The 25,733-nt window shown below is 61.9% G+C and carries 37 protein-coding genes; 2 read left to right on the top strand and 35 right to left on the bottom strand.

All coding sequences use genetic code 11. From position 1 onward, the window contains the following. The first annotated feature begins 111 nt into the window (after window positions 1-111). Window positions 112-261: a hypothetical protein gene (locus Tam1G_RS11710; RefSeq protein WP_165781973.1), complete on the top strand. Its 150-nt coding sequence runs from the start codon at window positions 112-114 to the stop codon at window positions 259-261. Between the two features lie 6 nt (window positions 262-267). Here Tam1G_RS11710 and Tam1G_RS11715 read toward each other — a convergent pair whose 3' ends face one another. Beyond that, complete coding sequence (locus Tam1G_RS11715; protein ID WP_165781974.1) at window positions 268-411, bottom strand: hypothetical protein; 144 nt, start codon at window positions 409-411, stop codon at window positions 268-270. 41 nt (window positions 412-452) lie between these two features. Here Tam1G_RS11715 and Tam1G_RS09175 point away from each other — a divergent pair, with 41 nt between their 5' ends. After that, the gene (locus Tam1G_RS09175; RefSeq protein WP_101626280.1) at window positions 453-635 is read left to right on the top strand and encodes a hypothetical protein; all 183 of its coding nucleotides are present in this window, start codon (window positions 453-455) and stop codon (window positions 633-635) included. Here Tam1G_RS09175 and Tam1G_RS09180 read toward each other — a convergent pair. The 34 genes from Tam1G_RS09180 to Tam1G_RS09340 form a co-directional block, all read right to left on the bottom strand. Continuing rightward, the gene (locus tag Tam1G_RS09180; protein ID WP_101626281.1) at window positions 632-967 is read right to left on the bottom strand and encodes a hypothetical protein; all 336 of its coding nucleotides are present in this window, start codon (window positions 965-967) and stop codon (window positions 632-634) included. The two genes, Tam1G_RS09175 and Tam1G_RS09180, sit on opposite strands and share 4 nt — an antisense overlap. A 27-nt stretch (window positions 968-994) precedes the next feature. Continuing rightward, entirely contained in the window at window positions 995-1,765 is a 771-nt protein-coding gene (locus Tam1G_RS09185) for a hypothetical protein (RefSeq protein ID WP_101626282.1), read from the bottom strand. 16 nt (window positions 1,766-1,781) lie between these two features. Further along, complete coding sequence (locus Tam1G_RS09190) at window positions 1,782-2,363, bottom strand: hypothetical protein (protein ID WP_101626283.1); 582 nt, start codon at window positions 2,361-2,363, stop codon at window positions 1,782-1,784. A gap of 25 nt (window positions 2,364-2,388) precedes the next feature. Beyond that, on the bottom strand, window positions 2,389-3,195 hold the full coding sequence (locus tag Tam1G_RS09195) for a hypothetical protein (protein ID WP_101626284.1): 807 nt from the start codon (window positions 3,193-3,195) through the stop codon (window positions 2,389-2,391). 19 nt (window positions 3,196-3,214) lie between these two features. Next, the gene (locus tag Tam1G_RS09200) at window positions 3,215-3,406 is read right to left on the bottom strand and encodes a hypothetical protein (protein ID WP_101626285.1); all 192 of its coding nucleotides are present in this window, start codon (window positions 3,404-3,406) and stop codon (window positions 3,215-3,217) included. Window position 3,407: 1 nt separating this feature from the next. After that, window positions 3,408-4,166: a hypothetical protein gene (locus Tam1G_RS09205; RefSeq protein ID WP_101626286.1), complete on the bottom strand. Its 759-nt coding sequence runs from the start codon at window positions 4,164-4,166 to the stop codon at window positions 3,408-3,410. Then, window positions 4,159-4,317: a hypothetical protein gene (locus Tam1G_RS11720; protein ID WP_165781975.1), complete on the bottom strand. Its 159-nt coding sequence runs from the start codon at window positions 4,315-4,317 to the stop codon at window positions 4,159-4,161. The genes Tam1G_RS09205 and Tam1G_RS11720 overlap by 8 nt, the downstream gene beginning before the upstream one ends. Continuing rightward, entirely contained in the window at window positions 4,314-4,700 is a 387-nt protein-coding gene (locus tag Tam1G_RS09210) for a hypothetical protein (protein WP_101626287.1), read from the bottom strand. The genes Tam1G_RS11720 and Tam1G_RS09210 overlap by 4 nt, the downstream gene beginning before the upstream one ends. Before the next feature lies 1 nt (window position 4,701). After that, window positions 4,702-6,255 carry a hypothetical protein gene (locus tag Tam1G_RS09215; protein ID WP_101626288.1) on the bottom strand — a complete coding sequence of 518 codons (1,554 nt, stop codon included), beginning with the start codon at window positions 6,253-6,255 and terminating at the stop codon, window positions 4,702-4,704. After that, window positions 6,240-7,097 (bottom strand): hypothetical protein, encoded by an 858-nt coding sequence (locus Tam1G_RS09220; protein WP_101626289.1) that lies wholly within the window; start codon window positions 7,095-7,097, stop codon window positions 6,240-6,242. The genes Tam1G_RS09215 and Tam1G_RS09220 overlap by 16 nt, the downstream gene beginning before the upstream one ends. Next, the gene (locus tag Tam1G_RS09225; RefSeq protein WP_242689613.1) at window positions 7,094-10,693 is read right to left on the bottom strand and encodes a hypothetical protein; all 3,600 of its coding nucleotides are present in this window, start codon (window positions 10,691-10,693) and stop codon (window positions 7,094-7,096) included. The genes Tam1G_RS09220 and Tam1G_RS09225 overlap by 4 nt, the downstream gene beginning before the upstream one ends. Before the next feature lie 21 nt (window positions 10,694-10,714). Beyond that, a complete protein-coding gene (locus Tam1G_RS09230; protein WP_242689612.1) occupies window positions 10,715-11,017 on the bottom strand; it encodes a hypothetical protein in 303 nt (100 codons plus the stop codon). Continuing rightward, on the bottom strand, window positions 11,014-11,430 hold the full coding sequence (locus Tam1G_RS09235; protein ID WP_101626290.1) for a hypothetical protein: 417 nt from the start codon (window positions 11,428-11,430) through the stop codon (window positions 11,014-11,016). Before Tam1G_RS09235 ends, Tam1G_RS09230 begins: the two co-directional genes overlap by 4 nt. 84 nt (window positions 11,431-11,514) lie before the next feature. Then, on the bottom strand, window positions 11,515-12,126 hold the full coding sequence (locus tag Tam1G_RS09240; RefSeq protein WP_101626291.1) for a hypothetical protein: 612 nt from the start codon (window positions 12,124-12,126) through the stop codon (window positions 11,515-11,517). Between the two features lie 29 nt (window positions 12,127-12,155). Continuing rightward, entirely contained in the window at window positions 12,156-12,569 is a 414-nt protein-coding gene (locus Tam1G_RS09245; RefSeq protein ID WP_242689611.1) for a hypothetical protein, read from the bottom strand. After that, window positions 12,566-12,856 carry an HK97 gp10 family phage protein gene (locus Tam1G_RS09250; protein ID WP_101626293.1) on the bottom strand — a complete coding sequence of 97 codons (291 nt, stop codon included), beginning with the start codon at window positions 12,854-12,856 and terminating at the stop codon, window positions 12,566-12,568. The genes Tam1G_RS09245 and Tam1G_RS09250 overlap by 4 nt, the downstream gene beginning before the upstream one ends. A gap of 3 nt (window positions 12,857-12,859) precedes the next feature. Continuing rightward, a complete protein-coding gene (locus tag Tam1G_RS09255; RefSeq protein WP_243394878.1) occupies window positions 12,860-13,273 on the bottom strand; it encodes a hypothetical protein in 414 nt (137 codons plus the stop codon). Further along, the gene (locus Tam1G_RS09260) at window positions 13,252-13,806 is read right to left on the bottom strand and encodes a hypothetical protein (protein ID WP_101626295.1); all 555 of its coding nucleotides are present in this window, start codon (window positions 13,804-13,806) and stop codon (window positions 13,252-13,254) included. Before Tam1G_RS09260 ends, Tam1G_RS09255 begins: the two co-directional genes overlap by 22 nt. A gap of 26 nt (window positions 13,807-13,832) precedes the next feature. Continuing rightward, the gene (locus Tam1G_RS09265) at window positions 13,833-15,074 is read right to left on the bottom strand and encodes a phage major capsid protein (protein WP_101626296.1); all 1,242 of its coding nucleotides are present in this window, start codon (window positions 15,072-15,074) and stop codon (window positions 13,833-13,835) included. Between the two features lie 2 nt (window positions 15,075-15,076). Beyond that, window positions 15,077-15,874, bottom strand: a complete 798-nt coding sequence (locus tag Tam1G_RS09270; protein WP_101626297.1) for an HK97 family phage prohead protease — start codon at window positions 15,872-15,874, stop codon at window positions 15,077-15,079. After that, a complete protein-coding gene (locus Tam1G_RS09275; RefSeq protein ID WP_101626298.1) occupies window positions 15,855-17,363 on the bottom strand; it encodes a phage portal protein in 1,509 nt (502 codons plus the stop codon). Before Tam1G_RS09275 ends, Tam1G_RS09270 begins: the two co-directional genes overlap by 20 nt. A gap of 15 nt (window positions 17,364-17,378) precedes the next feature. After that, window positions 17,379-18,989 (bottom strand): terminase, encoded by a 1,611-nt coding sequence (locus Tam1G_RS09280; protein WP_242689610.1) that lies wholly within the window; start codon window positions 18,987-18,989, stop codon window positions 17,379-17,381. Window positions 18,990-18,993: 4 nt separating this feature from the next. Then, complete coding sequence (locus tag Tam1G_RS09285) at window positions 18,994-19,599, bottom strand: terminase small subunit (RefSeq protein WP_101626300.1); 606 nt, start codon at window positions 19,597-19,599, stop codon at window positions 18,994-18,996. Window positions 19,600-19,615: 16 nt separating this feature from the next. Beyond that, a complete protein-coding gene (locus Tam1G_RS09290) occupies window positions 19,616-20,908 on the bottom strand; it encodes a DNA modification methylase (RefSeq protein WP_207553032.1) in 1,293 nt (430 codons plus the stop codon). A gap of 113 nt (window positions 20,909-21,021) precedes the next feature. Further along, on the bottom strand, window positions 21,022-21,282 hold the full coding sequence (locus tag Tam1G_RS09295) for a hypothetical protein (RefSeq protein ID WP_101626301.1): 261 nt from the start codon (window positions 21,280-21,282) through the stop codon (window positions 21,022-21,024). A gap of 11 nt (window positions 21,283-21,293) precedes the next feature. Next, a complete protein-coding gene (locus tag Tam1G_RS09300) occupies window positions 21,294-21,611 on the bottom strand; it encodes a hypothetical protein (RefSeq protein ID WP_101626302.1) in 318 nt (105 codons plus the stop codon). A 146-nt stretch (window positions 21,612-21,757) separates the two neighbouring features. Further along, the gene (locus Tam1G_RS09305; RefSeq protein WP_101626303.1) at window positions 21,758-22,525 is read right to left on the bottom strand and encodes a hypothetical protein; all 768 of its coding nucleotides are present in this window, start codon (window positions 22,523-22,525) and stop codon (window positions 21,758-21,760) included. 17 nt (window positions 22,526-22,542) lie between these two features. Continuing rightward, the gene (locus Tam1G_RS09310; RefSeq protein ID WP_101626304.1) at window positions 22,543-22,737 is read right to left on the bottom strand and encodes a hypothetical protein; all 195 of its coding nucleotides are present in this window, start codon (window positions 22,735-22,737) and stop codon (window positions 22,543-22,545) included. Then, entirely contained in the window at window positions 22,734-23,021 is a 288-nt protein-coding gene (locus Tam1G_RS09315; protein ID WP_101626305.1) for a tight junction protein ZO-3, read from the bottom strand. The genes Tam1G_RS09310 and Tam1G_RS09315 overlap by 4 nt, the downstream gene beginning before the upstream one ends. Further along, on the bottom strand, window positions 23,018-23,278 hold the full coding sequence (locus tag Tam1G_RS09320; protein ID WP_101626306.1) for a hypothetical protein: 261 nt from the start codon (window positions 23,276-23,278) through the stop codon (window positions 23,018-23,020). Before Tam1G_RS09320 ends, Tam1G_RS09315 begins: the two co-directional genes overlap by 4 nt. Further along, complete coding sequence (locus Tam1G_RS09325; RefSeq protein ID WP_242689609.1) at window positions 23,275-23,898, bottom strand: exonuclease domain-containing protein; 624 nt, start codon at window positions 23,896-23,898, stop codon at window positions 23,275-23,277. The genes Tam1G_RS09320 and Tam1G_RS09325 overlap by 4 nt, the downstream gene beginning before the upstream one ends. A 7-nt stretch (window positions 23,899-23,905) precedes the next feature. Further along, window positions 23,906-24,178: a hypothetical protein gene (locus Tam1G_RS09330; protein WP_101626307.1), complete on the bottom strand. Its 273-nt coding sequence runs from the start codon at window positions 24,176-24,178 to the stop codon at window positions 23,906-23,908. Next, entirely contained in the window at window positions 24,175-25,236 is a 1,062-nt protein-coding gene (locus tag Tam1G_RS09335; RefSeq protein WP_101626308.1) for a hypothetical protein, read from the bottom strand. The genes Tam1G_RS09330 and Tam1G_RS09335 overlap by 4 nt, the downstream gene beginning before the upstream one ends. Next, on the bottom strand, window positions 25,233-25,730 hold the full coding sequence (locus Tam1G_RS09340; protein ID WP_101626309.1) for a DUF7694 domain-containing protein: 498 nt from the start codon (window positions 25,728-25,730) through the stop codon (window positions 25,233-25,235). The genes Tam1G_RS09335 and Tam1G_RS09340 overlap by 4 nt, the downstream gene beginning before the upstream one ends. Window positions 25,731-25,733 lie beyond the last annotated feature (3 nt).

A 25,733-nucleotide genomic window follows, 5' to 3' on the forward strand; every position in this document is an offset into this window, starting at 1 on the left:
CATCAGCTGGTGTCCGGATTGGGTGGAGGAATCTACAAAGGCGGAATCAAGGGCGGAGCCACATGGAACAACACCATCATATTTGACAAGCCATTCAAGAAGCCTCCCCTTATGTGGTGCGAATCAGGCGACGTGACATTCAATGCCGCGATTACCGACATTACGACAACCGGATTCGTCTATTGGATAGTCAACGTCATGGATCAACCAAATTCGCGTGACGTTTACCCACGCTGGTACGCCTACGGCGAGCTTGCATAGCTTTCGCTAACCCAGCCACTGCTGTACGCGCATTTCAAGATGCAGAACGATAACTCGTTCACAGGCGATAGTTACGGCGGTATGCAGCTGATTATCATAGATCAAGCGAACCGGCTTCTGCACGTGAATCTCACCTCGTTCATCAGCCACGTGATGTCACCAACTATGGCGTCATTCAGCCGAAGTCAGGGGTGAAGCCCTCGAAGGACGTGAATCTCGGCTGCCTGTGGTCGTTGCCGAACTCCGGCTACGGCAAGCAGGCCACATGGAAGACGAACGGGCAGATTGTCATCGTCGGCAACCTATCCAATGGTGACCGGTGCATCCATACGCCAGTCACCATCCCCATTCCCGATGGGGTCACCTTCGCCTAAGCGAACGTGACCCCATCGGGAATGGGCACGATGAACGATGCCGGCTGCAGGTAATCCCCTGCGGTGGCATTGGTCCGGAGACTGATCTTGCCGTCCGTCTGCCATGCGCAACGGTAGGTGAAGTTGCCGGTCGCGTGCTGGTAGACGAATCCGAGGTCTATCTCCTTGCTGGGCTTCGGGCCACTCTTGTAGAGCATGAACCCGAAGCTCTCCACGGTCACGTTGATGCCGATCGGCGGCAGGTGCAGATACAGCAATCCCAGTCCTTCGTGTATATAGATGACCGGGTCGAATCGCATCTGGAAACTGCCGGTGTTCTGGGTTTGGAACACAGCGGTCTGCGTTTGGGTTAGCGAAAGCTACTCAAGTTTGCCGTAGGCGACTGCGTACACGTGCCCCTCGATGCCGTTGGCCTGTTCTCCAACGTTTTTGATTGAGATGGAGCAGCCGGTTGTGGTGACGGAGCCGATGGCGCATGAGTAGATGTTGTCATTCGCATACCAGCCGACCACAGTGGGAGTTTCTGCGAACGCATGTGCCCATTTCGTGTTCTGGACAGTCACTGCGTTCGGCTGGAGCACTCCCTTCACAACGCCGCCGTCCGAGCGAGAGAATCCGTAGTGGGTTAGCGAATCCCACACGTCCTTCATAGGCTTCAGCACGTTGAACAACGGGACGAGAGTGCCGACGGTGATGCCGTCGATGGGGATGCGGTACAGGGGCATGTCGTGGGTGGTGACGCCGTCGAGGATACTACCGGTGTTGTGGGCCGGATCCGCTGGGGTGCCAGTGGCGTTGGTTCCCTTAATGACCACGAGCGAGCAGGTTTCCACACCGGTGGTGGTGTTCTTTGTGTAGCGGAGCACCACTTTATCGTTGCGTTTCTGGCCTTGGGTGCCGGATTGCACGGTGGCGGTGGTCGTGCCGGTCAAGTGCACGTGGCGACCGTTGAGCACGGCGTCGCCGGATTGGACGGCGATGGTGTTCGCGTTGCTCATGGTGGCCTTGAGCTGGTTGCCTGTGGCGAGCGCGTAGTCGCCGGGGCCTACGATACCGGCTTGGAACGCGCCGATGTCGTCGCTGTTGATGTGTGGGGTTCCGGCGAAGCCGGTGATGAGTTCGACTGTCATGGTGGTTCCTTTCGTGTTAGGCGGTGCGTTGCCAGAGGTATCCGGTGAAGCCTGTGGCTTCGAGTTGTTTCCAGGTGCCGCCGAGGCTGGTTGTCGGGTTGGTGTTGGTGGTGGTCATCATGATGGCTCCGATGGGCCATGAGGCGAGTTGTACGGTGTCGAGTTTTTTCTTGTCGGCGGCGCTCATGAGTCCGTTGGCGCTCTGTGTGGCTGTGCCGTAGGTGGTGTTCGTGTCGGGTGGCACTTGCCAGGTGCCATCGGAGCGTAGATAGCGGTTGCTGGCACCGGCCGCCGGCGCGGGTGCGAGTCCTGCGGATCCGGCGGTGGTTGCGGTGGAGCCTTTCATGGTGGCGTGCGTGTGGTTGGCCGTGGCGGCTCCGATGTTGGCGGGTGTGATGCCGAGGTTGGCGCGTGCCGTGGATGCGTCGGTGGCTCCTGTGCCGCCTTTGGCTATCGGCATGGTGGGCAGCCGGTCGGTGGCGAGGGTGCCGCTGGTGATGTCGCCGGCTGCGTGTTTGTGGCCGATGGCCGCGAAACCGGCTTTGATCTTGGCGACGAGGTGTTGGATGTTGCTGATCGTGACGTATTTCGAGGCCATCGGGTGTTCTCCTTCGGAGGTGCGGTTAGAACAGGGCGTCGATTTCGGCGTCGGTGGCCGCGACGAGGTCGGTCTTGAGCATGTAGCCGCTCAGGTCGATCATGCCGGTGAGCGCGTCCCATTTCATCGTGGTGGTGGCGTTGTCGCCTTCGCCGGTGGTGACGGCCACGGCGACGACGTTGGTGCCTGCCGGCAGGTTCTTGCCCGCGCCGTCGACGAAGTCGGCCGTGGTGGTGAACGCGTTGGTGACGTTGTACACGTCGCCTTTGGCGGTCTTGTCCAGTGCGGGCAGGTCGGCGAACGCGGCGGAGCCCTTGGCGCGGAACGCGGAGCCGAGCGAGTTCTGCAGTTCGGTCTTTGCGGCGTTGACCTTGGCGTCCACGTTTGCGGCGGTCTGGTAGCCCTTGCCGGTGACGATGGTGTCGACCTGGGCGGCGGTCTGGTAGCCCTTCGCGGTGATGGCGGTCTCGACGTTGGCTGCGGTCTGGTAGCCGAGCTTCTTGACGTCGTCGACGGCTCCGGTGCGCGCATCGCTGGCGGCGGTGGTCACGTCCGCGGGGGTGGCGAGTCCGAGGCTGGCGGCGGTCTGTTCGCCGCTGGCGATTTCCTTGCCTCCGATGGACGGCTTGCCGGTCAGGTCCGCGTATGCGCCGGAGAATGTGGAGTCGCCGGCGTTCTGGATCTTGGTGACGAGTTCGTCGGTGAGGTTGTTGTCGGAGAGCACCTTGTAGGTGTCGGTGCTGCCGGTCTTGAGTTCCTTGGCGACGAACAGGGTCTTGAGCTTCGCGAGGAACGCGGCGAGGTTGTCGAGGTTGATGAATTTCGTTGCCATGATGGCTTCCTTTCGGTGGTTACTTGCTGCTGGGGTTGAACAGGTTGTTGATGTCGTCGTCGGTGGCGGCTTCGATGTTTCCGGCTGCCGTTTCAAGCTCCTTGAGCTTCTCGGGCAGTCGTTTACCGTCCACGTCCACATCCTTGGCGTTGACCATGGGGAACGCGCCGTTGTTCTTCGGCGCGAGCGTGTCAATCAGTTCGATGGCCATTTCAGCTCACCTCCACGGTGGTCTTGCCGAGGTTGGCGTTGGTGGATTTCCATACGGCGTAGCTGACGGTCGCGCCGCTCGCGTTCGTGTGGTCGAACGTGGTCAGCAGGTTGAAGCCTCCCTCGAAGCCGCCGACCTTGAACGTGGGCGTGCCCCAGCTTGCCGGGAACGCGTAGTAGATGTGCTGTCCATCGCCGGCGGTCAGCGTGAACGTTTTGGCGCGCGACGTGGCGTATTCGCCGGCGGCCTGGTTGATGAGCTCGTCGGTGATACCCGCGGCGGCGAGGTCGGTTGCGGTGAACCAGTGACGTTTGTCGTAGAACGTGATTCCCGCCGTGCGTGATGCGCTGGCGTTCCGTGCGTCGGTGGCCTTGAGCGTCCACTGCTTGTTCGCGGTGAGGTTCACGCCCTTGAGGGAGGCGCCCTTCGAGGTCGGCTCCTGAGCCGCGTCGTCGAGCGTGAGCGTCGAGGGGATCTTGTTCAGTCCCCATGCGAGCTCCACGTCCGTGACGGTGGCGCCGCGTTCGGCCTGCGACGGCGCGCAGGTGAACGAGGTGACCGCGATCTTCGAGTACAGACTGATGGTGCCATCCTCGGTGATGTCGAAGTCGGCGCCGGGTTTGACGATGCCGGCCTTGTCTGCCGTGGCGATGGAGCCGCCCTCGCCTTTCAGGGCGAATTTGGCTTCGTTGGCCGCGTCCTGTTTGGTTTTGAACCGTGCGAGCCGGTCCAGGTCGATGACCTTGCTTGTGTCAGCCATCGTGTTCCTCCTTATCTGTGGTTGGTGTTGGGAACAGGTTGTCGATGTCCGTGTCGGTGGCGTAGACGATGCTCACGTCGCCGATGACCGCGTCCTCGAGGATGATTACCGGCCCCTCGTCGCACGAGCAGCCGTCCAGTGTGCGGATCATGAGAGCTCCTTTCTGCTGATGGCGCTGGTGACTGTCCATTCGCCGTATACGAGGCGCGTCACTTCCCCCTGCGGGCTTTCCAGCAGCAGGTCCCACGCCCCCGCGTATGGCGAAAGCGTCGAGGAGCGTTCGTCGGTGATGTGGATGTCCACATGGCCCTGCGCGTCCAATGCCACGCAGTCGCTCAGATCCGCCAGCACCTTGCCGTCGCGGCGCAGTTGCAGCCGGGGATTCCACCCGGTCAGATCCACCGGCACCGCGGTGCGAGAGCCGTCCGCTCGCAGGATGTTGCGCACCCACAGCAGCCTCACGTGGTTGGTCACGCCGGCCACGAGCAGCAGTCGGGCCTCCAGCAGGCCGAGCCTGCCTAATGTCGCCGTCATCTCATTTCGTCCTTTCCCACACATATGCGCCCAGCGAGGGGCGCTGCTCCCAGGTGCCGCCGAAGTCAACAGTCGGATTGGCGCCGGTGGTGTTCATCACCACATAGCCAATCGGCATCACGGGTCCACCTCCGGCCGAGGTGACGTGCGCGGTGATGACGCCATCATCATTGACGGTGATGGTGCTGCCGTCCGGTTTGACGCCGCCGATCATGCCGTTGGTGGCAGCTGGAAGCGTGTAGTTCTCCAATCCGTCGAGTTTCTTTTTGTCAGCGGCGCTCATGAGTCCTGATCCGTTGACTGTGGCCTCCGCTGCAGTGAGGTGCACGGCCTGGCCATTTCTGCTCGCGGATAAGGGAAGGGCCGCGGTTATAGCCGCCACGTTCGCCGCCGCTATGGCGTTGGCTTCGGCGGCTGTCTGCTGCGCCTTGCCGATCTCGGCCGAGAAACCGGAGGCGAGCGTGTACGCGTCGGTGGCGGTCTTTTCGACCCCGTCTACCCGCGACGGGGTGACCACGGCCGAGAACGTGTTGTTCTTCATCGTGATGGTCGTGCCATCCGCGTAATACGTGGCGCCGGAGCCACCGGATTCCGCCGTGCCGCTGAGGCTTGTGGTGACGCCGTCCGCGGTGCCGCATTCGTAGTCGACGCCCATGATGCCGTTGTTGACCTTGACGATTTTCTTGGAGATCGGCACGGTGATTGTGATGCCGAGCTGGTTGTCTCGTCCGGTGACGGTATCCCCCACATCCATTGAGAGGCTGCGGTCGTTGAGTGTGACGCTCACGCCGCCCTGAATCTGGAGCTCTTCGAGTTTCTCTTTGGTCTTCTCGTTGAGTTCGTCGGCCTGGGCGTTGCTGTAGTCGTAGATGGCCGTGTATTCCGCGAGCCCTGTGAGTGTCTTGGATTGGCTTACCTTGCCGTTGGCATCCGCATACCAGTGGACGACCACGCGTTCGTGCAGGTCTCCTTGCCCTAGGCCAATGAGGTGGTTCACCGGCTGCGAGTCGAGTGACGCCTGGAAGGTGAGCAGGTCGCTGTCGATGGTGTCACCGTAGTGGTCGACTGGTTTGGCGATGGCGTGCACGTGGCCGTCGAGCCATGTGAGGCGGAGTTTCGCGTTGTTTGCCGTAAGCATCTTGGTGATGCCCGTGTAGGCGTCCGTGTATCGGTCGAATTGCCAGCTGCCGATGGTCACGGTGCTTGCGTCGGCGGTGAACAGGGTATCGAGGCCGATGCGTTTGAACAACGTGTTGAGGATGGTCGCGGCGTTGCCGCTCACGGTGAGGTAGTCCTTACCCGCATCGGGCTGGAGGATTCGACGTGAGAGCATGCCATGCCAGGTGGGGCCTTCCACGCTGCCGTCCGTGTTACGGACGGTGACCATGCCGCCGTATTCGGTGCCGTCCATCATGATCAGCGCGCCAGCCGCCGGTTGTGGCAGGCAGGTGAGTTTGAAGTCGTTCTCATCGCTGCCGTAGGCCAGGTCGAGCTCGTAGTCGTCCAGGGATGCGATGGGCTTGCGGGCGCTGTCGGTGATTATGAGGTCAGCCATGCTGGGGCGCTCCTTTCCATGATGATGGTCAGGTCCCAGCCGAATCCGTTCCATTGGGCGTTGGTTTCGCCGGCTGGTATGGGTTGGAAGATGTAGCGTCCGCCGTCGAGGCCGTTGCCTCGTGTGGCTTTGTCGAATACGTTGGTGGTGCCGCCGTTGATGTCGGTCATCGTGATGGTTTTGTGGCCGGTTTGGCTGTCGATGGTGACGTATGCGCCGACTGGGATGGTCATGGTCAGTTCGTATCGGTTGCCGCCGATGGTGATTGACGGGTTCGTGCAGGGACCGAAGATGACCATTTTGAACGGCATTGGGGCGCCGGTGGTGTTGATGGCGTCGGCGCCGCGCGTTGGCGCCTTGTAGTCGTAGGGGTGGTCATAGGGGTAATCGAGGTAGAGGCCGGATTGCAGTTCGTCCGGGAGGAAGTGCTGCGTGTCGGCTGGTTTGCGCCATACGCCGTCGAGGAGCGCGACGGTGAGCGCGTATTTCGCTGGGTTTGGAAGGTCTTGCGATGGTTCGATGCCGGTGATGAGTGCGGCTTGGGCCCAGCCGTCCACGGTGATGGTTCCGGCTTTGTTCCGGTTTCCCGTGGAGGCTAGGGCCCGTATGTCGGCGTCGAACAGGTTGCTTGCCGTGTCCAGAATCGTTAGATCCGCGCACTTCGCCTCCAGTTGCACGGTGGAGGCGTTGAGTGCGGCGGAGTCGATGCCGTGTGCGGCGAGCTCCACATCCCATGCGTGGGTGCGCAGGGATTCGATGCGGTTGACCATGATGCCGTCGGGTGCGATGAGGTCGACCACGCGGTGCTGGGTGGCGCCGCAGGTGTAGGTCATGGTTCTCATCGGTTCCCTCCTTGGACTATGCCGAGCTTGCGCTTGGTTTCGCGGATGGTCATGGTCGGCGCGTATGACGCGATGGTCGGGCCGAGATCGTCGTGCAGTGACTGCAGGTCGGAGCGCAGGCCGCGTATCTCGGTGATGAGATCCGCGAGGCTGCCGGAGGCGCCGGCGGCGAGCGCCGTTGTTCCGATGGTCGCGGCTGTCGTGTCGATCTGGCTGTTCGTGGTCATGGCACCGCTGATGCCGGTCATCACTCCGCGGATGGATTTGGCCGCTTCGGGGCTTGCCTTGTCCATGCCTTCGACGAGGCCTTCGACGATGGCGCGGCCGCGGTGCGGCGTCCATCCGTTGCCTGAGAAGGGACCTCGCTTGGCTGGCGAGTGCGGGATGAACGAGCTGATGGTGTCCATGACGCCTTTGATGGCGCTGCCGGCTTTGCTGATCATGCCGGTGATGCCGTCGATGAGACCTTGGACGATGGCCTGGCCTGCACTGAGAAGCAGAGTGCCCGCTCCGGCGAACACGCCTTTGATGGCGCTGATGACGCCTTGCAGTGCGCTGCCGATGCCGCTTGCCGCGTTGGAGAGGATGCTCTTGAACGCGTTCCATGCGCCTTGCCAGTCGCCGTTGATCAGTGAGGTGACCATGCTGATGACGCCGGAGACTATGCCGACGACGGCCTGGATGACGCCGCTGATTCCACTGATCACGCCTGACACGTATGGGAGCATCGCCTGCACGGCTGGCAGCAGCGACCCGGTGATGAATCCGATGATTGCGGATACCACGGCTCCCACCACCGAGACGATGCCTTGTATCACCGGCATGAGTTGCTGGAGCAGCGCGACTATGCTTGCCACGGTCTGTTGGATTACCGGGATCAGCTGCTGGATTACCGGGCCGATGGCGGCTGCCATCTGTCCGATGAAGTCCACGATCTGCTGGATGACGGGCATGAGCGCGGCGAGCATCTGCCCGGATATCTGCGTGATCATGCTGATGATCTGCGCGGCCAATGGCAGCAGTGCCGCTATGGCGTCCGTCAATGGCGGCAGCAGGCTCGTCACGATCTGGCTGATTGCCGGCATGAGGCCGGTGAGTCCGTTGATGAGCGGCTCGATGATCGTGGGGATCAGCGGCAGCATCGTCTGGATGATGGAGCCAACAACCGGTATCAACTGGCCGATGGCATCGGTGATGACCGGCATGATCTGCTTGAGCATGCCCTGGATGCTTTTCACCAACGCGTCGAACGCGGGCTGCATGCTCGCAATCTCGGCCTTGAACCGGGCGAACAAGGCGGATGCCTGTTCGCCGAACGCCTCACGCAGTTTCGGCGTGGTGGCGATGAGCGCGCCGATGGCGGCCACGGCGATGCCGATGGGACCGCCCAATGCGGCCAACGGTCCGCTCAATCCTCCCAAGACCCCGCCAAGCAGCGGAATCTTGGACAGCAGCGGGGCGATGCCACCGGCTCCGAGCGCCACGAACGCGGCGATCAGCGGGGCGATGGCGTTCTGCACGGGTTTGAACATGTCGCCCAATCCGTTGAACACGCTGCCGATGGCGTTGATCGCGTCCTGGAACGGTTTGGGCAGGAGCGTCACCAGATCGGCGAACAATGCGGGTATCGCCTTCACGACGCCCTTGGCAATCTGGCCCACTCGGGGCAGTATGTTCTTGAGCGCGGTGCCGATGCTTTCGGCGAGCTGCTGGCTCAACGAACCCATGTCCGCGTTGCTGTTGCCGAGGCCGGCGAGCCAGTTCTGCCAGGCGGCCTTCATCGAGTTCACGGATCCCTCGATGGTGGTCGCCGCTTCCCTTGCGGTGGTGCCGCTGATGCCCATCTCCTTCTGGACTCGGCTGATGGCCTCGACCACGTCGGAGAATGAATCGATGCTCAGGTCGTTGCCGTCCTTGAGCACGCCGGGCAGCTTGTTCGCATCCGAGATGAGGCGTTCCATCTCGCTCTTGGTGCCGCCATAGCCCAACTTCAAGTTGTCGAGCATGGCGTAGTTGCCACGAGCGAGCGACTGGTAGGTCTGCTGGATGCTGCCTATGTCGGTGCCCATCTTGTTGGCGTTGTCCGACATGTCGATGATGGCCTGGTTGCCCATCTCGGCGGCCTTGGCGGTATCGCCGCCCAGCGAGCTCACGAGGCTTGCGGCGAAGCTCGTGACCTGGTTCATGTAGTCGTTCGCGCCGATGCCTGCGGTCTTGTACGCTTCGGACGCATACTTCTGCACCGTGCCGCTGGCATCCTTGAACAGGGTGTCCACGCCGCCGACCGCCTGCTCCCACGTGGCGTAGGCGGCGAGCGCCTGCTTGCCTGTGGCGAGTACGGTGGCTCCAATGGCGGTGATGCCCGCTCCCACTGCGGCGACCGCTCCGGTGGCGAGGCTCTTGAGGTGCGAGCCGGCGCTGGAGGCGAGGCTCTTGAATGCGTTGCCTGCGCTGGAGGCGAGGTTGCCGAGCGTGCTGCCGATTGCCCCGGCGGCGGTCTGCGCTCCGGCTGGGAGTTTGGACCATACGGCTCCGGCTGCGGTGGCGATGTTGCCGAAGTAGTTCTTGGCCACGTTGGCGACCGGGGCGAGTTTCTGTCCTACTTTTCCTGCGACGTTTCCGATGGCGGAGCCGATTTTGCCGCCGAATGAGCGGATGGGTGCGGTCCAGGTGGTGACCGCGTTTTTGATGACGGAGCCGGTTCTGCTTCCCCAGTCGCGGATCGGTTGCGTCCAGGCGTTGATTGCCGCGCCGATTGGTTTGGCGATGCCTGACACGGTTGTGGCGATGCTGCTGCCCCACCCTTTGAGGGTTTGTTGGACGGCGCTGATGGCTCCTTTGAGTCCGGTTTGGATTTTCGCGCCGACCTGTACGGCGAAGCCGCTGAGTTTGGCCACTGCCGTGCTGGCGAAGCCGCTGATCTTCGCGCCCAACGGTTTCCAGATGGCGTCAACGCCGAGCAGGCTGCGCACGAGGCTACCGAGCGCTCCGGAGAGTCCGGTGAAGGTGGATTGGCCTCGGCTGATGCTGGAGAATCCGGCCGCGAACGAGCTGGCCATGGTCTTGAAGGAGACTGTGGCCTTGCCGTTGTTCATGGTGAGTTCGGATTCCGCAGCCTGCAGCACCTTTTTCGCTTCGGCGAGTTTGCGGGCGGCTTCGTTGGATTTCTCGAGCGCCACCGATTGGCGAAGCTGGGCCTGTTCGACCTTGATCGCGGCGGCCTGGGCCTGGGTGCTGTCGGCACCGTATTTCGCGATGGCGGCGTTGAGTTTGTCCTGGGCCGCGGCGACGGCCACGGTGGATTGCTTGTAGTTGAGAAGGGCGGCGGAGGCTTTGGAGGTGGCTTGCGCCACGTCCTTCTTGAACGGCTTGAGCACATCGTCGGCGAGCTGCTGGCCTGCGCTGCCTTTGAATCCGTTCTTGAAGGACGTGCCGAACCGGCTGCCTATCTTCTTGCCGGTGCCGAAGGCCTTGTCGAAGGTTTTCGACCCGGTTTTGCCGGCGTTCTTCATCTCCTTGTTCACGGCGTTTCGGAAGCCGTTCATCACGGGGAATATGGAGATGTGGCCGGTGCCGACCTCTGCGCCTCCCGCCATTGGAGTCCTCCTTATTGGGTGTTACATGCTGAATAGGGCGCTCTCGTGGGTCTCGGCGTCGTGGATTTCCGCCGGCGCAGAATCATCCGGAGCCCCGCTGTCGTCACTTGTGTCCACCAGTCCGTTGGCGCCGATGGCGTGCAGGATGGTGATGTCGGTGGCGGTCATGGGGAACGCGAGACCCAGGGCTGAGGCTCCCGTGTATGTTGACGGGTCGACGCTCATGGCCTCGTGGAGGCTTATCGCGTCCACGAAGCGCAGCCGTCGGCCGAGGTCGCGTTCCAAGCTCCAGCCGGCTTTGGCGAAGTCGGCGCGTACCTTCACTCCTTCTTTGGAGCTGAGGGTTCTGCAGAATCCTGCGATTTTCCCAATTCGACGCCTTGGGTCTTCATCAGGGTGGCCCCGTAGTCCTGAAGCAGGTTGAACGCGATCTGTGTCGGACCAGCCTCGAGCTTCTTCGCCTGTTCCTCGCCGGCGAACTGGGTGAGGATGCGCTTGATCTGTTCGATGCTTTCGGAATCATCGGCGGCGGACGAGAGGGCCTCGAAATCATGGATGCTGAGGAACATCGGCAGCTTGTAGATGACTCCGCCGGGTGCGAGCGCCCAGTATTCGTCGTTCTTGATGATGTGGCTGATCTTCATCCGCGAGGCGATGGCGTCGAGCGCGGATTGTTCGTCGTCGTCGGTCCAGTTTTCGAAGTCTTCCGGGGTTGGTGTCCATTCGGTTGCGGCCATGGTGTTCTCCTATCGGTTTCTCCCATCGGCGGGAGGTCCCTCGCATGCCGATGGGAGAAGAAGCTCATGCGAGGGACGTTTGGTTTACTTGCCGGTCTCGGTGTCGGTGGTGGTCGGCGTGTAGTAGGACTGCAGGTAGCGGCTGTTGCCGTTGTCGACGATGCTGTCCTTCTGCCAGGTGGTGGTCAGTGCGATGCCGGAGACTTCGCCTCGCGTGTCCTGCGCGGGTTCGCTGCCGGTGGTCTGCAGTACGCCGAGGCGGCGGCGGATTGTGCCGGTCTTGTAGTGCGTCTCTTGGTAGGCGATCCACTTGGAATCCTGGATGGTGTCGCTCACGTGGTAGACGCCGTCGGCATCGGGGGTGCCGATGGTCATGCCGCGCACGGTTTCGTTGTCTTCGGCGACCGTGAACGCGAGGGTGAGGTTCGGGTCGGCGTTGAGCATGTAGCCGGGCTGATGGAATTCGGTGGCGTCATCGGAGTCTCGCGCGTCCTGTGGCGCGCCGTCGCTGGTGATGAGGCCGACCGCGTGTCCCTTGCTGAAGATGTCCTTGAGCGTGGTGATCGGGTCTGCCACGGTTTTCGCGATCATGGATGCGGTGAGCTTCGCGGTTGGATTGTATGGGGCGATGATGATTTTGGATGAGGTTACGTACTTGACCGCTGTCAGGTCGTTGCCCTGGGCGTCTGCTGTCATGGTGGTTCCTTTCGGTGTTGTTGGTTGGGTTATTGGATTTCTCCGATCACCGAATAGGCGATGATCAGGTAGTAGTGGGCGGTGGGCTCGTTCTCAGGCACCACGTAGGGGCCGTTGCATTGGGAGTGGTCGACCGCTATGACGGGCGAATTATCGGCGGATGCGATGGCGTCGTCCATGAGCATGGATTGGATGCGGCGTGCGAGGTCCTTGCACGGCTTGTCATGGGCGCGGGTCCACCCGTAGATGTTGACGCCGACGCTGCGGTCGAATTGCGCGAGCCCGTCGCCGGAGCCGCTGTCGTCTCGGATGGTGACGAGCGGATAATCGCCGCGGTAGGCTTCCGGTTTCCGGTTGTCGAATTGCAGGCCTTCCACGTCGTAGACCCGGTCCCGCAGATAATCGCACAGCCATTGCTCGATGTCCGGTGAAAGCACGCTCATGATTTCGCCTTCTTCAATGCCTTGACGAGGTTGCCGGTCTGCGATTCGATGAGCATGGTCTTCGCGTCGGTGCCGACCACCATGTAGGTGGTGCGGTGCGCATGCTGCACGGCCTCCACTTGCAGACCGTCTCGATAGGCTCCGGTATCCACCGGGGCGTTCGCCTTGGCGATGTTGAGGGCTTTCTCGGCCGCTCCTCTGGTCAGGGCCCTCACCCCGGCCGAATTGAGCATCTCGTCGAAGAAAGCCTCATTGAAGTCGACCGTGGTCTGTCCTGCCGCTGGCATGTGTCATCCCCTCCATTCGGTGAGTTGGATTTCGAGTGTGGGCTGCCAGCCGCTGAACGCGTTCACGTCGTTCGAGGGGAAGCCGCTGACCTCCCATAGGCGGCCGTCATCCGGCATGGCTCTGATGCGGTCGCCTATGCGCACATCGGCTTTGGGATTGTCGATGGTGAGCACGGCGGTGCTGGTGGTCTGCATATCCAGCGCGTCGGGAAGCCGCGTGCTGGTGGAGGATGCGAGCGCGCCTCGAATTTCGATGATGTCGGGGTGCTGCCAATCCTCATCGGTTTGCTTCGGATTCATGGCGCGGGGTGTGCGTCTGGCTCGCAGCCTTTGGAAGTCGGTGGCTCCGGAGAGTGAGAATCCGTTTGAGCCGGTGGTGATGTAGTCGAGCGCGTTCATGCCGTTCGTGCTCCCCATGTGAGTCGGTATGGGTCGAGCTGGCGTTTTTCCGCTTCGAATAGTTGGAGTCCTATCGGGGCGCCGCCGTTGGTGATGTAGCTGATGCTGCTGCCGTTGGTGCTTTGCGAGGCTATCATCGGCGCCGGTGCCGTGGCGGCTCGTTTGGCCAGGGAGAGCATGAGCGTGTGCAGTTCCGGCACGTCTTCGGGTTCCCAGCCGTCGGTGAGTGTGACCCTTATGGCTCCGGGTCTGTCCGGCAGCGTGCCGTGGCGGAGAACCACGGTGCCTTTCTCCGACCAGTCGATGTCATCGACGTGGTCGATGCCGTCGAATTCGAGGCCGCTGATGTCGGTGACGTGGCTGCTGGGGAGTATGAGGGTGCCGCCGCCGTAGCCGTCGACGCGGATGGTGTGCGTCCAGCTGGGGGTGACGTGCCATCCGCATTCGCGGCGGATCGCGGCTTGTGCGGCACGGAGGAAGAAGAGCCCGTCGGTGGTGAACTCGCCGGGGTTCTCGATGATGTCCGGGGTGCCTTTGGAGTTTTCTGCCATCGGGGCTCTCCTTCCTATGGTCGGGGCTACTTCGTGGTCGTGGTCGGCTTGCCGAGCGTGACCTTGACGAAGGCCTTCGGGTACTTCACCTGGAGGGTGAGGCGTTCCTTGAGGCGGATGGCGACCTTGTCGTTGATGAAGTAGTCGGCGTGCGCGTTGGTGGATTCGATGCGCAGGCCGCCCTTGCGCAGCACCTTGCCGCCTGCCTTGAAAGCGCCGACGAGCGCGGTGCCGGGTGCGATGGCTTCGGTGACCACGGTCTTGACGCCCCACAGCGGCGGATCCTGCATGATGCCGCCCTGGCCGTACTGGCCGGTGAAGAACCCGCCGCCGAAGTACTGGCCGTTCGCGTCCTTGGACAGGCGGATGGCCTCGTAGTCGGTCGGGTTGATGACGATGCCGTCCGGCTGGAACCCGGTGGCGGTGGCGATGAGCTTGCGGCACTTGAAGATGCGGTCCGCGTCGGAGTCGTCGCCCTGGCCGAGGGTCTGGATCTCGCGGTTGAACAGGCCGTCGATGTTGTTGTCCGCGCCATCTCCGGAGAGCAGCTGGGTCTCTTCGAGCAGCTGGATGTTGTATGCGGCGAAGTCGGTGATCTCGCCACGCAGCCAGTCGAGGTCGTCGAGCATGTTGTCGGAGACGGCGAACCAGCCGGCGACCTCCTTGAGGTCATCGGCCTTCCACTTCGGATCCGGGAAGTGCAGCTGGGGCTTGAGGCCGCCTTCAGCCACGGTGCCCGCGGAGCCTTCCAGTTCGCCGAACACCGGGTATTTGACGGCGTTCGTGGAGGCTCCCATGGTGCCCTGGCTGAACAGGTCGGCCACCGCGAGCGGACGCTGGTACGGGAACACGGCCTGGGTGTCGGTCTGCACCGTATATGGCTCGAAAGCTCCCGTGGAGTCCCCTACGGTCTGGGTGTCGGTGTTGGCCTTGAATTCGACCGCGTAGCCGGCCTTGAGGCGGGTGCCCACGTTCTTCGCATACGACTTGACGAACAGGTCGCCGGCGTTTTTGGCCGGAGTCTCATCGTTCTGGCCACTGGAATTATTGCCGGTGGGGGTCGACGCGGCGGCGAGCGCACCGATCTTGGCGATCATCTGCGCCTGGTCTTCGGCCTTGCCGATCTGCTGGTCGAGCTGGTCGACCTGGTCGAGCAGCTGCTTGATGGCGGTGGCGTCATCGTCGCTGATTTCCCCGGCCTTGAGTCCGGCCTGCTTCTCCTTGAGCTGCGCCATCAGCGCGGCTCGCTTTTCGATGAGAGTGGACATGCCTACTCTCCTTTCTGCCCTTTGAGGGCGATTCGAATGGCGAGGTCGAGCGCTTCCGCTTCGGCTTTCCGGTTGGGCTCCTCGGACTTGGCCCCTTGGGGCTCCTCGTTCTTGGCCTTGTCCGGCTCCGATGCCTTCGCACCGTCGCTCTGGTTGTTTTCTTGCTCCTGGCTGGCCGTCGCCGATGCCAGAAAATCCTTCATCTGTTTGGAGGCCTGCGCCAGTTGTTCGCTGATGCCGGTGAGCATGTCCACGTTCGCGGCGCTGAGCATGCGGCCGGATTTGGTGAATTGTTCGCCGATGCTTTTGATGGCGACGACGCTGGTGTCCTGGTTCGCTCCGATGGGCACGAAGCTGGCCTCGTAGACGGTGAGCTTCCTGAGTTCGTTGGCTTTAGTGCCGTCATCGAGGGTGACGGTGCCTTCGTCGTCCACGTTGAACGCGAAGGACAGCTGCGAGATTCGTTTGGCTTTCACGAGTCGGTAGGTCTGCGCGGCCTTGGGTGAGTCCATGTCGAATCTGCCGCGGATCCACCAGCCGTGGTCGTCTTCGCCCATGTCGGTGACGCCTCCGATGTTGTAGTCGGGGTCGTCCATGCGGTGCCCGTAGAGCACGGGCATGGTGTTGCCGCTTTCCTTCCAGTGGGTGATGCTGTCGAGGAATGCTCCGGGGGCCACCACGTCGCCGTAGCAGTCGGGTTGGCGGGTGAACGTGCTGGGATAGGCGATGAATTCGCCTTCCTGCAGGTCGTCGGTCTCTTCGTTGGTCTTGAACCGGCAATCAAGTTGTTTGGTCCGCATGCTGTTGCTCCTTCGCGTATTCGTCATGTGCTTTGCGGGTTTCGTCCAGGGCGATGAGCCCGCTGTTGAATTGGTCGATATGCGCGGTGATGGTCATGTCGGATTGGAGCTCGTTCTGCCATTTGAGCCAGCCGATGCTTTCCACGTCGATGCCGGCGCCGAGTTTGCTGCGCACGCTTTTGTCGAGCCTTGCCTTCCACATGGCGATGACATGGTTCTTCGTGGTTTCATCCGTATCGGATGCTGGACGTATCGGGTCGCCGCCGTCCTGAGGGCTCGCCTGGCCTCCCTGGGTGACGTTGAGTGGCACCGTGAGGCTGTCGCCGCCTTCGATGCGGGGCAGGTTCTGTGTGGCTCGGGCTTCGTTGGGTGTGATCCAGGGGGCTCCCACCGATGTGGAGAGCACGCTGGCCTGTTCCTCGAAGTCGCCGCTCAGTTTCGCGCGGATGTCGAATTCCACGTAGTCGAGCGGGTCGGCGCCGATCATCGGGGCGAGGAACGTGTTGAGCCGGTCCTCGATCATGCGCATGGTCGGGCCCAAGGTCTCCGAATACAGCATTTTTCGGAACTCTTTGGTGTTGGAGAAGTTCGCGTTGTCGAGGATGCCGACCATGACCGGGCTGACGTGGTAGATGCTGGCCACGGTCTGCAGGCTGAGCTTCGTGACTTCGCTGAATTCCTCCTCGCGCGCGTTGAAGCCGAGGCGTTTGAGTTCCATGCCATCCTCGAGCAGCGGGGTGCTGCCGGCGCGGGCTCCCTTGTCGGTGAATTCCTTCCAGCCGCGGGCGAAGCGTTCGCGCGCGGTGTCATCCCATGGCGGCGCGTCCTTCGGTCTGACGAGCACGGTGCCGACGCGGCCGCCGCGCTGCCATGTCTGCGTGCGGTAGCTCCAGGCTTGGATCTGCTCGTTGATGATGTCCTTCAGCGCCATGACCGGCGTGACCCCGTTGGTCGGGTCTGTGGGATTCCAGCCGTGGAACACCAGCATGTTCTCGGCGGGCACGTCGAACCAGCCTCGGCCGAGTCCCGTATCCACGCGGTAGGAGGCGGGAGCGAACACGCTGCCTTCCTGCTTGGCCGTCACCCATGATGGGGGGATCGGCCTGATCTGCCAGCCGCCGAATCTCTCCATACCCCGTTCCGGGGATTGGGTGACGATCCAGTAGGCCACGTCATGGAGTGCCAGATCCGCGGTCAATTGGCGGAGCAGCTCGAAACCGGTCATGTCCGGATTCGGCTGCTTGAGCAGGTTGATGAGCGGCGAGTCCGTGATGCGCTGACGGTCGGTGTCGGAGATTCGGCGGAATTCCTTCAATCCGACCTGAGCGACGTTGTCGGCGAGGAAGCTGATGACCGTGCGCAGATGAGGCTGGGTCTTGTACAGTTCGGTCTCCGATTGGCCTTGGATGATGGTCATCGCATCGGTCATGTCAAAGCTGATGTGGTAGGTGGGGCGGAATATGCCGGTGAGTTTCTGCCAGATGCCCAAGGTTCAGCCTCCTTCCTAGAGAACGAGCAGTCCGTGCCCGGTTTCGCTGTCATATGCGCTGCGCTGTTGTTTCACAGGTTCGGCGTTCATGGTCTCCAACGCGTAGAGCGCCTGGCTTTCGGCGATGAGGCCGCTGATGTGCATGGCCGATTTCTGCCGGTCCCATACCTCGACTTCGCCGAGTCGTCTGGTGATGGCCACGCTCACCTGCTGTTCGATGGCCGGCTGTGGCAGATGCCGGAGCTTGCCTTCCTTCACGCGGTCCTTGAACCGGCCGGTGCACGCGCCGACCCGGAAGCCTTCGATCATGTGCACCGTCCAGCCCGCTTCGGCGAGAGGATCGCAGAAATCGACGGCCGGACAGCCTTTCGATTGGATGGCTATCTCGGTGATGTTCGGCCATGATTCACGCAGCATGCCCAGATACTTGGGCACCCAAAGCATGCCGTCACGCCGCATGATCAATTCGACGTGCGGCAGCCCGTCAGCCCGGTATCCGGCGGCCGCGACGTATGTGGTCTCACGATCCGCCGAAGTGTCCACGCTGAGCACCACACGGTTCTCGAACGGGATGCTGGATTTTTTGTCGATGCCGCGTTTCCATTGCTTCGGATCAATGAACGGGATAATGTCGGCGGTCACCCACTGGCAGAGCACCTCGGTGCGGTATGCCGCCTCGGTCATGCCGTTGATGTCGGCGATCACGCTCCGGTAGGTCATCGGCCCATAGCCAAGGGAGGGATTCGCCTGACGTATGCCGTCCAGGTCATCAAGCTCGCACCCATCCGGCGCGCTCCATTCGAAGTACCCGTAGGATGTGTCATGCGCTTCCGTCCATTCGTCGATGGTCTGCTGGCCGGTTTCGACGCTCGCGTTCCACGAGTCGGAAAGCCTGCGCCCTTCGTCCACGACCCTACGTAGCACGATGCTGCGGTAATCGCCGGCGTTGCTGATGCCCCACAGTTGGCTGGACCAGATGGCTTTCGTGGTCTGGCTGACCGCGTTCCAGCCGTCGTCCGTGTGCTGTTCGCGCAGCTCGTCGAACACGACGCGGCTGGCGGATTTCGAACGGATGTTCTTGTCGGCTCGGACGATGTATTGCGCCTTGTTGCGGCAGATAATCGCTTCCTCGCCGTGGCTGTTGTTGACCCGTTGCACGCGCTTCTGCAATGCGGGCACCGCGAGCGCTGCTTCCTCGTCGGTTTGTGGCGTGGGGTTGCACCAGTTGAGTACGGCGGAGTATGGGGCTCTGGCGTTGTCGAGGGTCTGGGCGGCTCCGACGATGAGGAACTTCCATGATGGGGAGAGTTCGGGTCGGCGGCCGGAGTCGACGAACAGCCACCATGCGCATAGGACGCTCATGACGGTGGTTTTGCCGTTCTGGCGTGCGACTTCGGCGACGACGCGGCGGAATCGGTAGGATCCGTCTGGGTTGGTTTCGAGTCCGTGGATGAGCAGCCATTTCTGCCACGGGTAGAGGTTCACGTGGAGGAAACGTTCGGCGAATTCGATGACTCCGTAGCCGTCGGAGGTTGCCGGGGTGAGGGGCCGCAGTGGTGGCGTGTAGATTCTTGGGGTGGTGATGCCGTGGGCGTCGTCGTTGATTTCGCCGATGTCCATGTGCATCCTCCTAGGTCATTTTTGCCAGGTATTCCTCGAATTCGTCGGCCACCTGTTTTGGTTTCGTTTCCTGGAGCGCGTTGGCGATGGAGCCGCGCGCGTCTGGCGTGGCTCCGAGCTCCCGGAGCACGTTCATCAGGTGTGGCATGAGGTAGAGGGCTTTGGTGACTTCGATGCCGGTGCCGTGGGTGACGGCGTAGTCGATTTGGCTGGCGATCATTCGGCCGGATTGGATGAGGGCGCTGTCTTCGGGCTTCAGTCGGTCATCGAGTGCTTTGACGGTGTCCTCGTATGCTTTGAGCAGTCCCTTCTGCGCCTTGGTCGGTGCGTCCATGAGCCGTAGGCGTTGTTCGCCGATCTTGAGGCATTGGTCTATGGCTTTGGCGTCCTGTTGGAGGGCGAGCGGGTAGATCTGCCGGTAGATGCTGTCGAGGCGTTCGATTTCGATGCTTCGCGCGGTGTCCGGGTTTTTGCCTGAGCGTGCGCTTTTGAGGGCGCGTGTTATGGCGGCCATCGCGCTGGTGGTCGACCGGTAGCCCATCTTGGTTTTGATCTGGCCGATCGGGGTGGCGGCGAGGAACAGGTTGAGGGCCTTGGCGTCGGTTTCGGCGGTCAATGTTCCTCACCTTCTTTCAGTCGCTTGCGGTGAAGTCGTGTGGCTTGCCGTCGAGTTCCGGCATGATGCCGGTGTATTCCTGGAATCGCCGGCAGATCACGTCGGCGTATTTCGGGTCGAGTTCGACGGCGAGCGCTTTCATGCGCAGCCCGTGGGCGGCGATGAGCGTGGAGCCGCTGCCGGCGAACGGGTCGTAGACGATGCCGCCAGGCCTGCAGCTGTTTTTGAGCATGCTTTGGATGAGTTCAACGGGTTTCATCGTCGGATGCTCCCTGTTGGCTTTGGGCTTGGGGAATTGCAGGACGGTCGATTGTTTGTTGTCGCCGCGCCAGTTCGCGCTTCCTCGGCCGAGACGGCCGCCCCCCCCCCGCGTGAATCCGTAGCCGATGGGCTCGTATTCGGTGAGCGGCTTGTCGGGCAGGTTGCCGGCGGCTATCGGTTCGGTCTGCTGCTGGTAGTCGGAGTGGCCTAGCGTGAATTGGTCTTTGACCCAGATGAGGGTCTGCCGCCATCTGAGGCCGATGGATTCGACCGCCTGCTGGAATTGGACGCGCAGGCTGTCAGAGTGGGCCATGTAGAACGGGCATCCTGGCTTGCAGATCTTGGTGGCGACCTGCATGGCCTGTTTGGTGATTTCGACGGCCTTGTTGGGGTCGTTGTCATTCTCGATGGTGAGATGCTCCTTGGTGCCGCCCTGGTAGGCGACGCCGTAGGGCGGGTCCGTCCAGATGCATGATGGCTGGCCGATCATGCCGGCCGCCTTGGTGATGAGCTGTTCGTCGGTGCTGGAGCCGACGACGAGCAGGCTGTCGCCGAGCCTCCATATCTGGCCGGGCTTCGTATAGGGCTTCTTCGGCACCGATGGCACGTCGTCTGGGTCTTTGAGCTCATTGGGCGCGGGTCTCGCGGCGGCGATGATCTCGGCGATGTCGTCGGCGCTGTATCCGGTGCCCACAGTCGGCTGTTCGATGCCCTCCAACAGTTCGGCGAGCGCGTCGGTGTCGTAGCCGCCGAGGTCGGCGATGCGATTGTCGGCGAGCACGATCTGCGCGGCCTGATCCGCGTCGAGGTCGACGGTCACGGTTTCGATGGTCGTCCAGCCGAGGCTCTTGGCGGCCTGCCATGTGTGGTTACCGGCGAGTATCTCATTGGCGATGCCGGTCTTGGTGCCCTTGTTGACGACGATGGGCTTGTATTGTCCGCGCGCCTTGAGGCTTTCAGCGATGGCATTGACGTTGCCGCGACGCGGGTTGCGATGGTAGGCGGTGAGGTCGCCGACTGGCATGGTCTCGATTTTCAGATTCGCCACTTCGGCTCCTTTCCCGCGCGCACGCGCGATGGGGTGGTCATTTTCGGAGGGAGAGGAACTGCGGGCACGCGGGTAGTCTTCCACCGGAGGCCGTTTTCGCGATTCGAACGCCCCTACCGGTCCGCGAATGCTTCGACGAACGCGTTGATGCCTTTCGTGAGGCGTTTGGTGAGCGCTTTCGCATCCGTTTTCGGCACGAACAGGGTGTTGCCGCTCATCCACGGTTCCATGTCGATGGGCATGTCCACTTCCAGGTCGACCAGATTGGCCTCGTAGTCTCCGACGCTTGCCGAGATGTGCAGGCTGATGGGCTGATGCGCCTTCCCGATGGTTTCTCCTTGCTGCGTCTTGACTGGTTCCTCGATATCGGTCATGGTGGCGGCTCCTATGCTGTGCGTATCCATTGCCTTGACAGCGCGCCGATTGGCGTCGCCGGATCCTTGTTGCCTCGAAGGTTGTTGCATTGCGTATGGCTCGGCCTGAAGCCGGCCGGGTCGTGCTGCAGATCGGGACGTTTGGTCACCGGGTAGAAGTGGTCGAGGTTGTACGAGTCATCGCTGGTGTTCTGCGGCGCCTCATAGTCGATGGGCATTCCGCACAGCCAGCAGACCGCGCGCTCGGCCTTGCACTTCAGGAAGAACGCCTTGCGGTCCTTCTCGAACTGACGTCCGCCCTTTCTGACCTTTCTGCTGGGAGCCGTCATTCGTGGGCCTCCCTTCGCGGGATCGGGCATAAGAAAACCCCGAAGCGCAAGCGCCCGGGGTTTCAAAGTATCCAAGTGGTTACAGAAATAACCAACGATAGTAGTTCTAGCGGTGACAGTTTGCGTCTGTCAAGACCTTCGGCGTGTCACTTGCCCCTGTCTCGTCGGGTGAAGGCCTGCCAAACGTCCCACACGTTGTAGACCGGATTGCCGTTCTCATCCACGTTCACCGGTTCCAGAATCCCTCGTTTGGCCCACTTGGTTATCGTGTTCGGCTTGACCGCCACCCCGTAGGGATCCATCCACCGGGCAATGGCCGCCGCAGTGCCTTGCGCTCCGCCGAGGGCCAGCCGCAGGACGCTGGCCTGCTGCACATCCTTAATCCGCCACTCGCCCCGGCAACGGTCACAGGCCTTGTACCCCGAGAACATCTCCAGCTCCGTGCACCACAGCTCATAGCCGCACTTCGGGCAAGGCCCGATCATCTTGCACGCCGGAGGCGGGTTCAGCATCCGATCCATGCGCACGGCGGCGAGCGCGATTTGCTCGGTGATGGCGTCGGCGTCGTCGTGTGCGAGGAGGTTGGTTTCGTGGAGCATGATGCCTTTGAGGAGTGCCGGGACGTCCATGCCGCGGTGTGGGTGGAGGCCTGCGGCTCGGGTGAGTTTGCGTGTGAGGAGGTCGATGTCTTGTTTGAGTTGCCATGCGTCGATGTTGACGGGGATGGGTGCGATGCTGTGGGTGCCGTTGCTGGTGCTGCGTGCCATGATGTTGGCTTTTTTGGCGGCGATGAGGCTGAGTATGGGCCAGCCGTCTTTGAGTGTTCGCAGGTTGTTGTGGAGTTGTTGGGCTGGTGTGGGCATGGTTCCTCCGGGTCCGTCAGTGTGGTTTTGCTGCTGTTCGGTTGGCTTCATGCCCGTTGTCCATTGTCTCACGGGTTGGTGTTGGTTGTGGGTGGCGATGGCGGGTATTCGATGTAGTAGTTGGTGCCGTAGTTGTCGTAGATGAAGCTGGCTTCGCGGGTGAGCGCTTCTTCGGTGGTGAGGAACCGGTTGCGTTTGTGCCAGTCGGCGAGCGCGGTTTTGATTTGTTGGTAGGTGAGGATTTTGCCGTGGCGTTCGGTCATTTGGCTACGCCTCCGGTCATGGGGTCGATGAGTTCGCAGTCGATTGCGTCGATGTGGTCGCCGGTTTTGATTTCGATGCAGAAGCGTTTGATGTCGCCGGTGGTTTCGATTTTTTGGATGGTGGTTTGTTTGGGTTGGTCGTTGCCGGTGGCGATGGTGTAGCCGATGAGTCCGATGGTGGCGATGAGGCCTGTGGCGGCGGCGAGCGCTATGAGGGCGAAGAGGAGGCCGGTGAATTCTTCGAGGGTCCAGTCTTTGAAGATGTGGTTGAGGAGCTTGTTCATTGGTTGTCCTTGGTGTTGGTGTGGTCGAGGTGGTCGAGGATGGTTGTGGCGATGAGGCCGATGGTGCAGAAGGCGAGGGTGAGTGCCACGTATGCGGCTGGTCCCCAGATGGGTAGGAGTACGATCCACCAGCTCCAGTCGGTGATGTTGGCGAGGCGTAGTGCGGTGAAGATGACGGCGAGGAGGTTGATGGAGAGGATGGTTTTGCCGAGTGTGGTGAGGGTGGCGCGTGCGTTGCGGGTGTTGGTGCGTTTCATGCGGTGTGGTCCTTGATCTGTTGGCGGATGTTTCGGTATTCGGTGATGTCTCTGGTGAGGCAGTCGTGGACGCGGTGGGTGCCGTGTTGGTGGTGTTGGTAGGGGTTGTGGCCGAGTGATTGCCATAGGAGGCGCAGGCTGGTCAGGTCGAGGGCTCGGTAGTGGAGTTGGTTGGCGAGGAAGCCGTGGTAGTCGTGTTGTTCGAGCAGGTGGTCGATGGCGGGCAGGTCGAAGTGTTGGACGTTGGTGCCTGCGGGATGGAGCGTGAGGTTACGGTTGGTGGTGAGCCGGTCGATGAAGTCGGCGAGGTCGTCGGCGGCTTCCTGTTCGCTGCTGCCTGCTTGTTCGCAGTCGGCGAGGAGGCCGTTGGCGGTGTGCATCCTCAGGGCGGGCAGCGCGATCTCGAGGAGTTGGCTGGAGTCGATGTGGATGACGGTCTCGTAGCGGCCGAACTCCCTGGTCGCGTCGAGGCTGGTGCATATGACTCCGATTTCGAGTATCGAACAGGTGTTCGTATCGAGTCCGGTGGTTTCCACGTCGAGCCAGAGGAGCGCGTCGGTGGGTTCCGGCGTGATGGGCTGGCCGCCGACGGTGATGGCGTGCGCGTCGCTTGTGTTCATGGGTTTCCTAGCCTTTCAGGACGGTGAGGGTTGTGATGTGGGGTTGGAGGATCGCGGTGTCGTGTTTGGGGTTGACGCTGAGGATCCGCATGCCTTTGAGGTTTTGCTCGGTGTCGTCGAGGGTGAACCGGGTGGCCTGGTAGCCGTCGTGCGGGTAGCTTGCTTTGAGTCGGCCGTCGATGATGGTGCCGGCCTGGGTCATGAGGATGCAACGTGCCCCGTCGAGCTCCGTGGGTTTGGCGGTATGCCAGTCGATGGTTTCCTGGACTTTGCCGTTCATGCGATGGCCTCGAGTCCGTCGACGTGGATGCCGAGTTCGGTGAGTTCGTCCGGCTGGTCGAGGCAGATCCGATCCACGATGTCGGTGGGCGCTTTGCCCTGGCCGAGGAGCCGTGCCACGGCCGGGATCCACTCGTGGCGGATAGCCGGGTCCGGTTGGCGTTGCTTGAGGCGTGTGGAGCTGTCGACGAGCTTGCGCGCCCTGCGTTCCAGCTCCATATCGGCCGGATCCGGGGCATCGGGCATGCCGGTGCCGAGCTTGGCGCCGCTCAGCCCGATCTCCTTGCCGCGGCGCAGCCAGTTGCGGAACGCCGGCGCCGGATTGGACGGGTACTTGCCGTTGGCGTCGAGCGCATCGCGGAATTTGGCGAGCTCGTAGTCGAGGTCGAGGCCGAACGCGTCGGCGAGCGCGATGTGCGTCTGGTCGGGTTGGAAGTCGGCGAGCGCTTGGCGTGGATCCGTGGGCTGGCTGGTGGTGGTTTCGGTTTGCGTTTTTGCGCGCGCGTACTCTCTCTTAATGTTCTTAATATTCTTAATAGATTTAATACTCTTGTCTGCAGCTATACGTGCACCCCTGCTGCAGGTCAGCTGCACCCCTGCTGCACCCCTGCTGCACCCCTGTGATGCGTCGGGGTCGGCTTCGTCGGTGGTCCATTCGTCGGCAGCGATGACCGGTTCCGATTCTGTTTCGGTTTCTGGCTCCGACGCGGGTTCGTTGATCGGGTATGCGTCATCGTCGTTCAGGGGTGCATATTCTGCACCCCTGTCGTTCATGACGATGTCGTAGACCTTGGGCCTGCGGTTGCCGGGGAGGTAGGAGACGAGGCGTTGGTCGCCTTCGCGCAGCACGCCGATTTCGACCATGTGGGCGAGTTTGGCGCGCACGGTGCGTTCGCCGATGGGCGCCCGGTAGAGTTCCATGAGGGTTTTGACGCTTTTGCCGAAGCCTCGGCCTTCGTTATCGACGTTGTCGGCGATGATGGTGAGGAGTCGGAATTCGATGGCGTCGAGTTCGATGGGCGCTTCGTAGAGGGTCCATGCGGTTGCCTGCTGGCTCATGATTCGCCTCCGATGATGATCTGGTGGATGCCGCCGTGATAGGCCGGCGGTTCGTTGTCGTCGTGCTCGGGCTCCGTCGTGTGGCCGGTTAGTTGTTTCCAGCCGAAGCGTGGCTCGGTGTCGAGGATCCACAGGTGGCGCATGTTGGCGACGTTCTGCACGTATCGTTCTGGCGGGTAGCATTCGACGGCCCAGGCGTCTTCGCCGATGGTTTCGTTCTTGATCTGCTGCAGGGCGTCCCAGCTGATGCCTTCGCGGTATTCGCCGGTGTATCTGTCGATCTGGACTCGGGTGATGGTGAGGCGCTTCATGCCGCTGTCACGGTCGATGTAGAGCATGGCCTGGTAGTCGCGGCTTCTCCATACGCGCACCGGCTCCGATTCCGGGCCGGGATAGTCGGGGTCGTCGCGGAATTCCTTGAGCCAGTCCATGTCCTGTTCGACCATGTGGCGGCTGTGCACGTGGCGTTGCATGTTCTCGACGTATCTGCTCATGGT

Origin of the sequence: Bifidobacterium imperatoris, assembly GCF_002860405.1 — a bacterium.
Taxonomy (GTDB): domain Bacteria; phylum Actinomycetota; class Actinomycetes; order Actinomycetales; family Bifidobacteriaceae; genus Bifidobacterium; species Bifidobacterium imperatoris.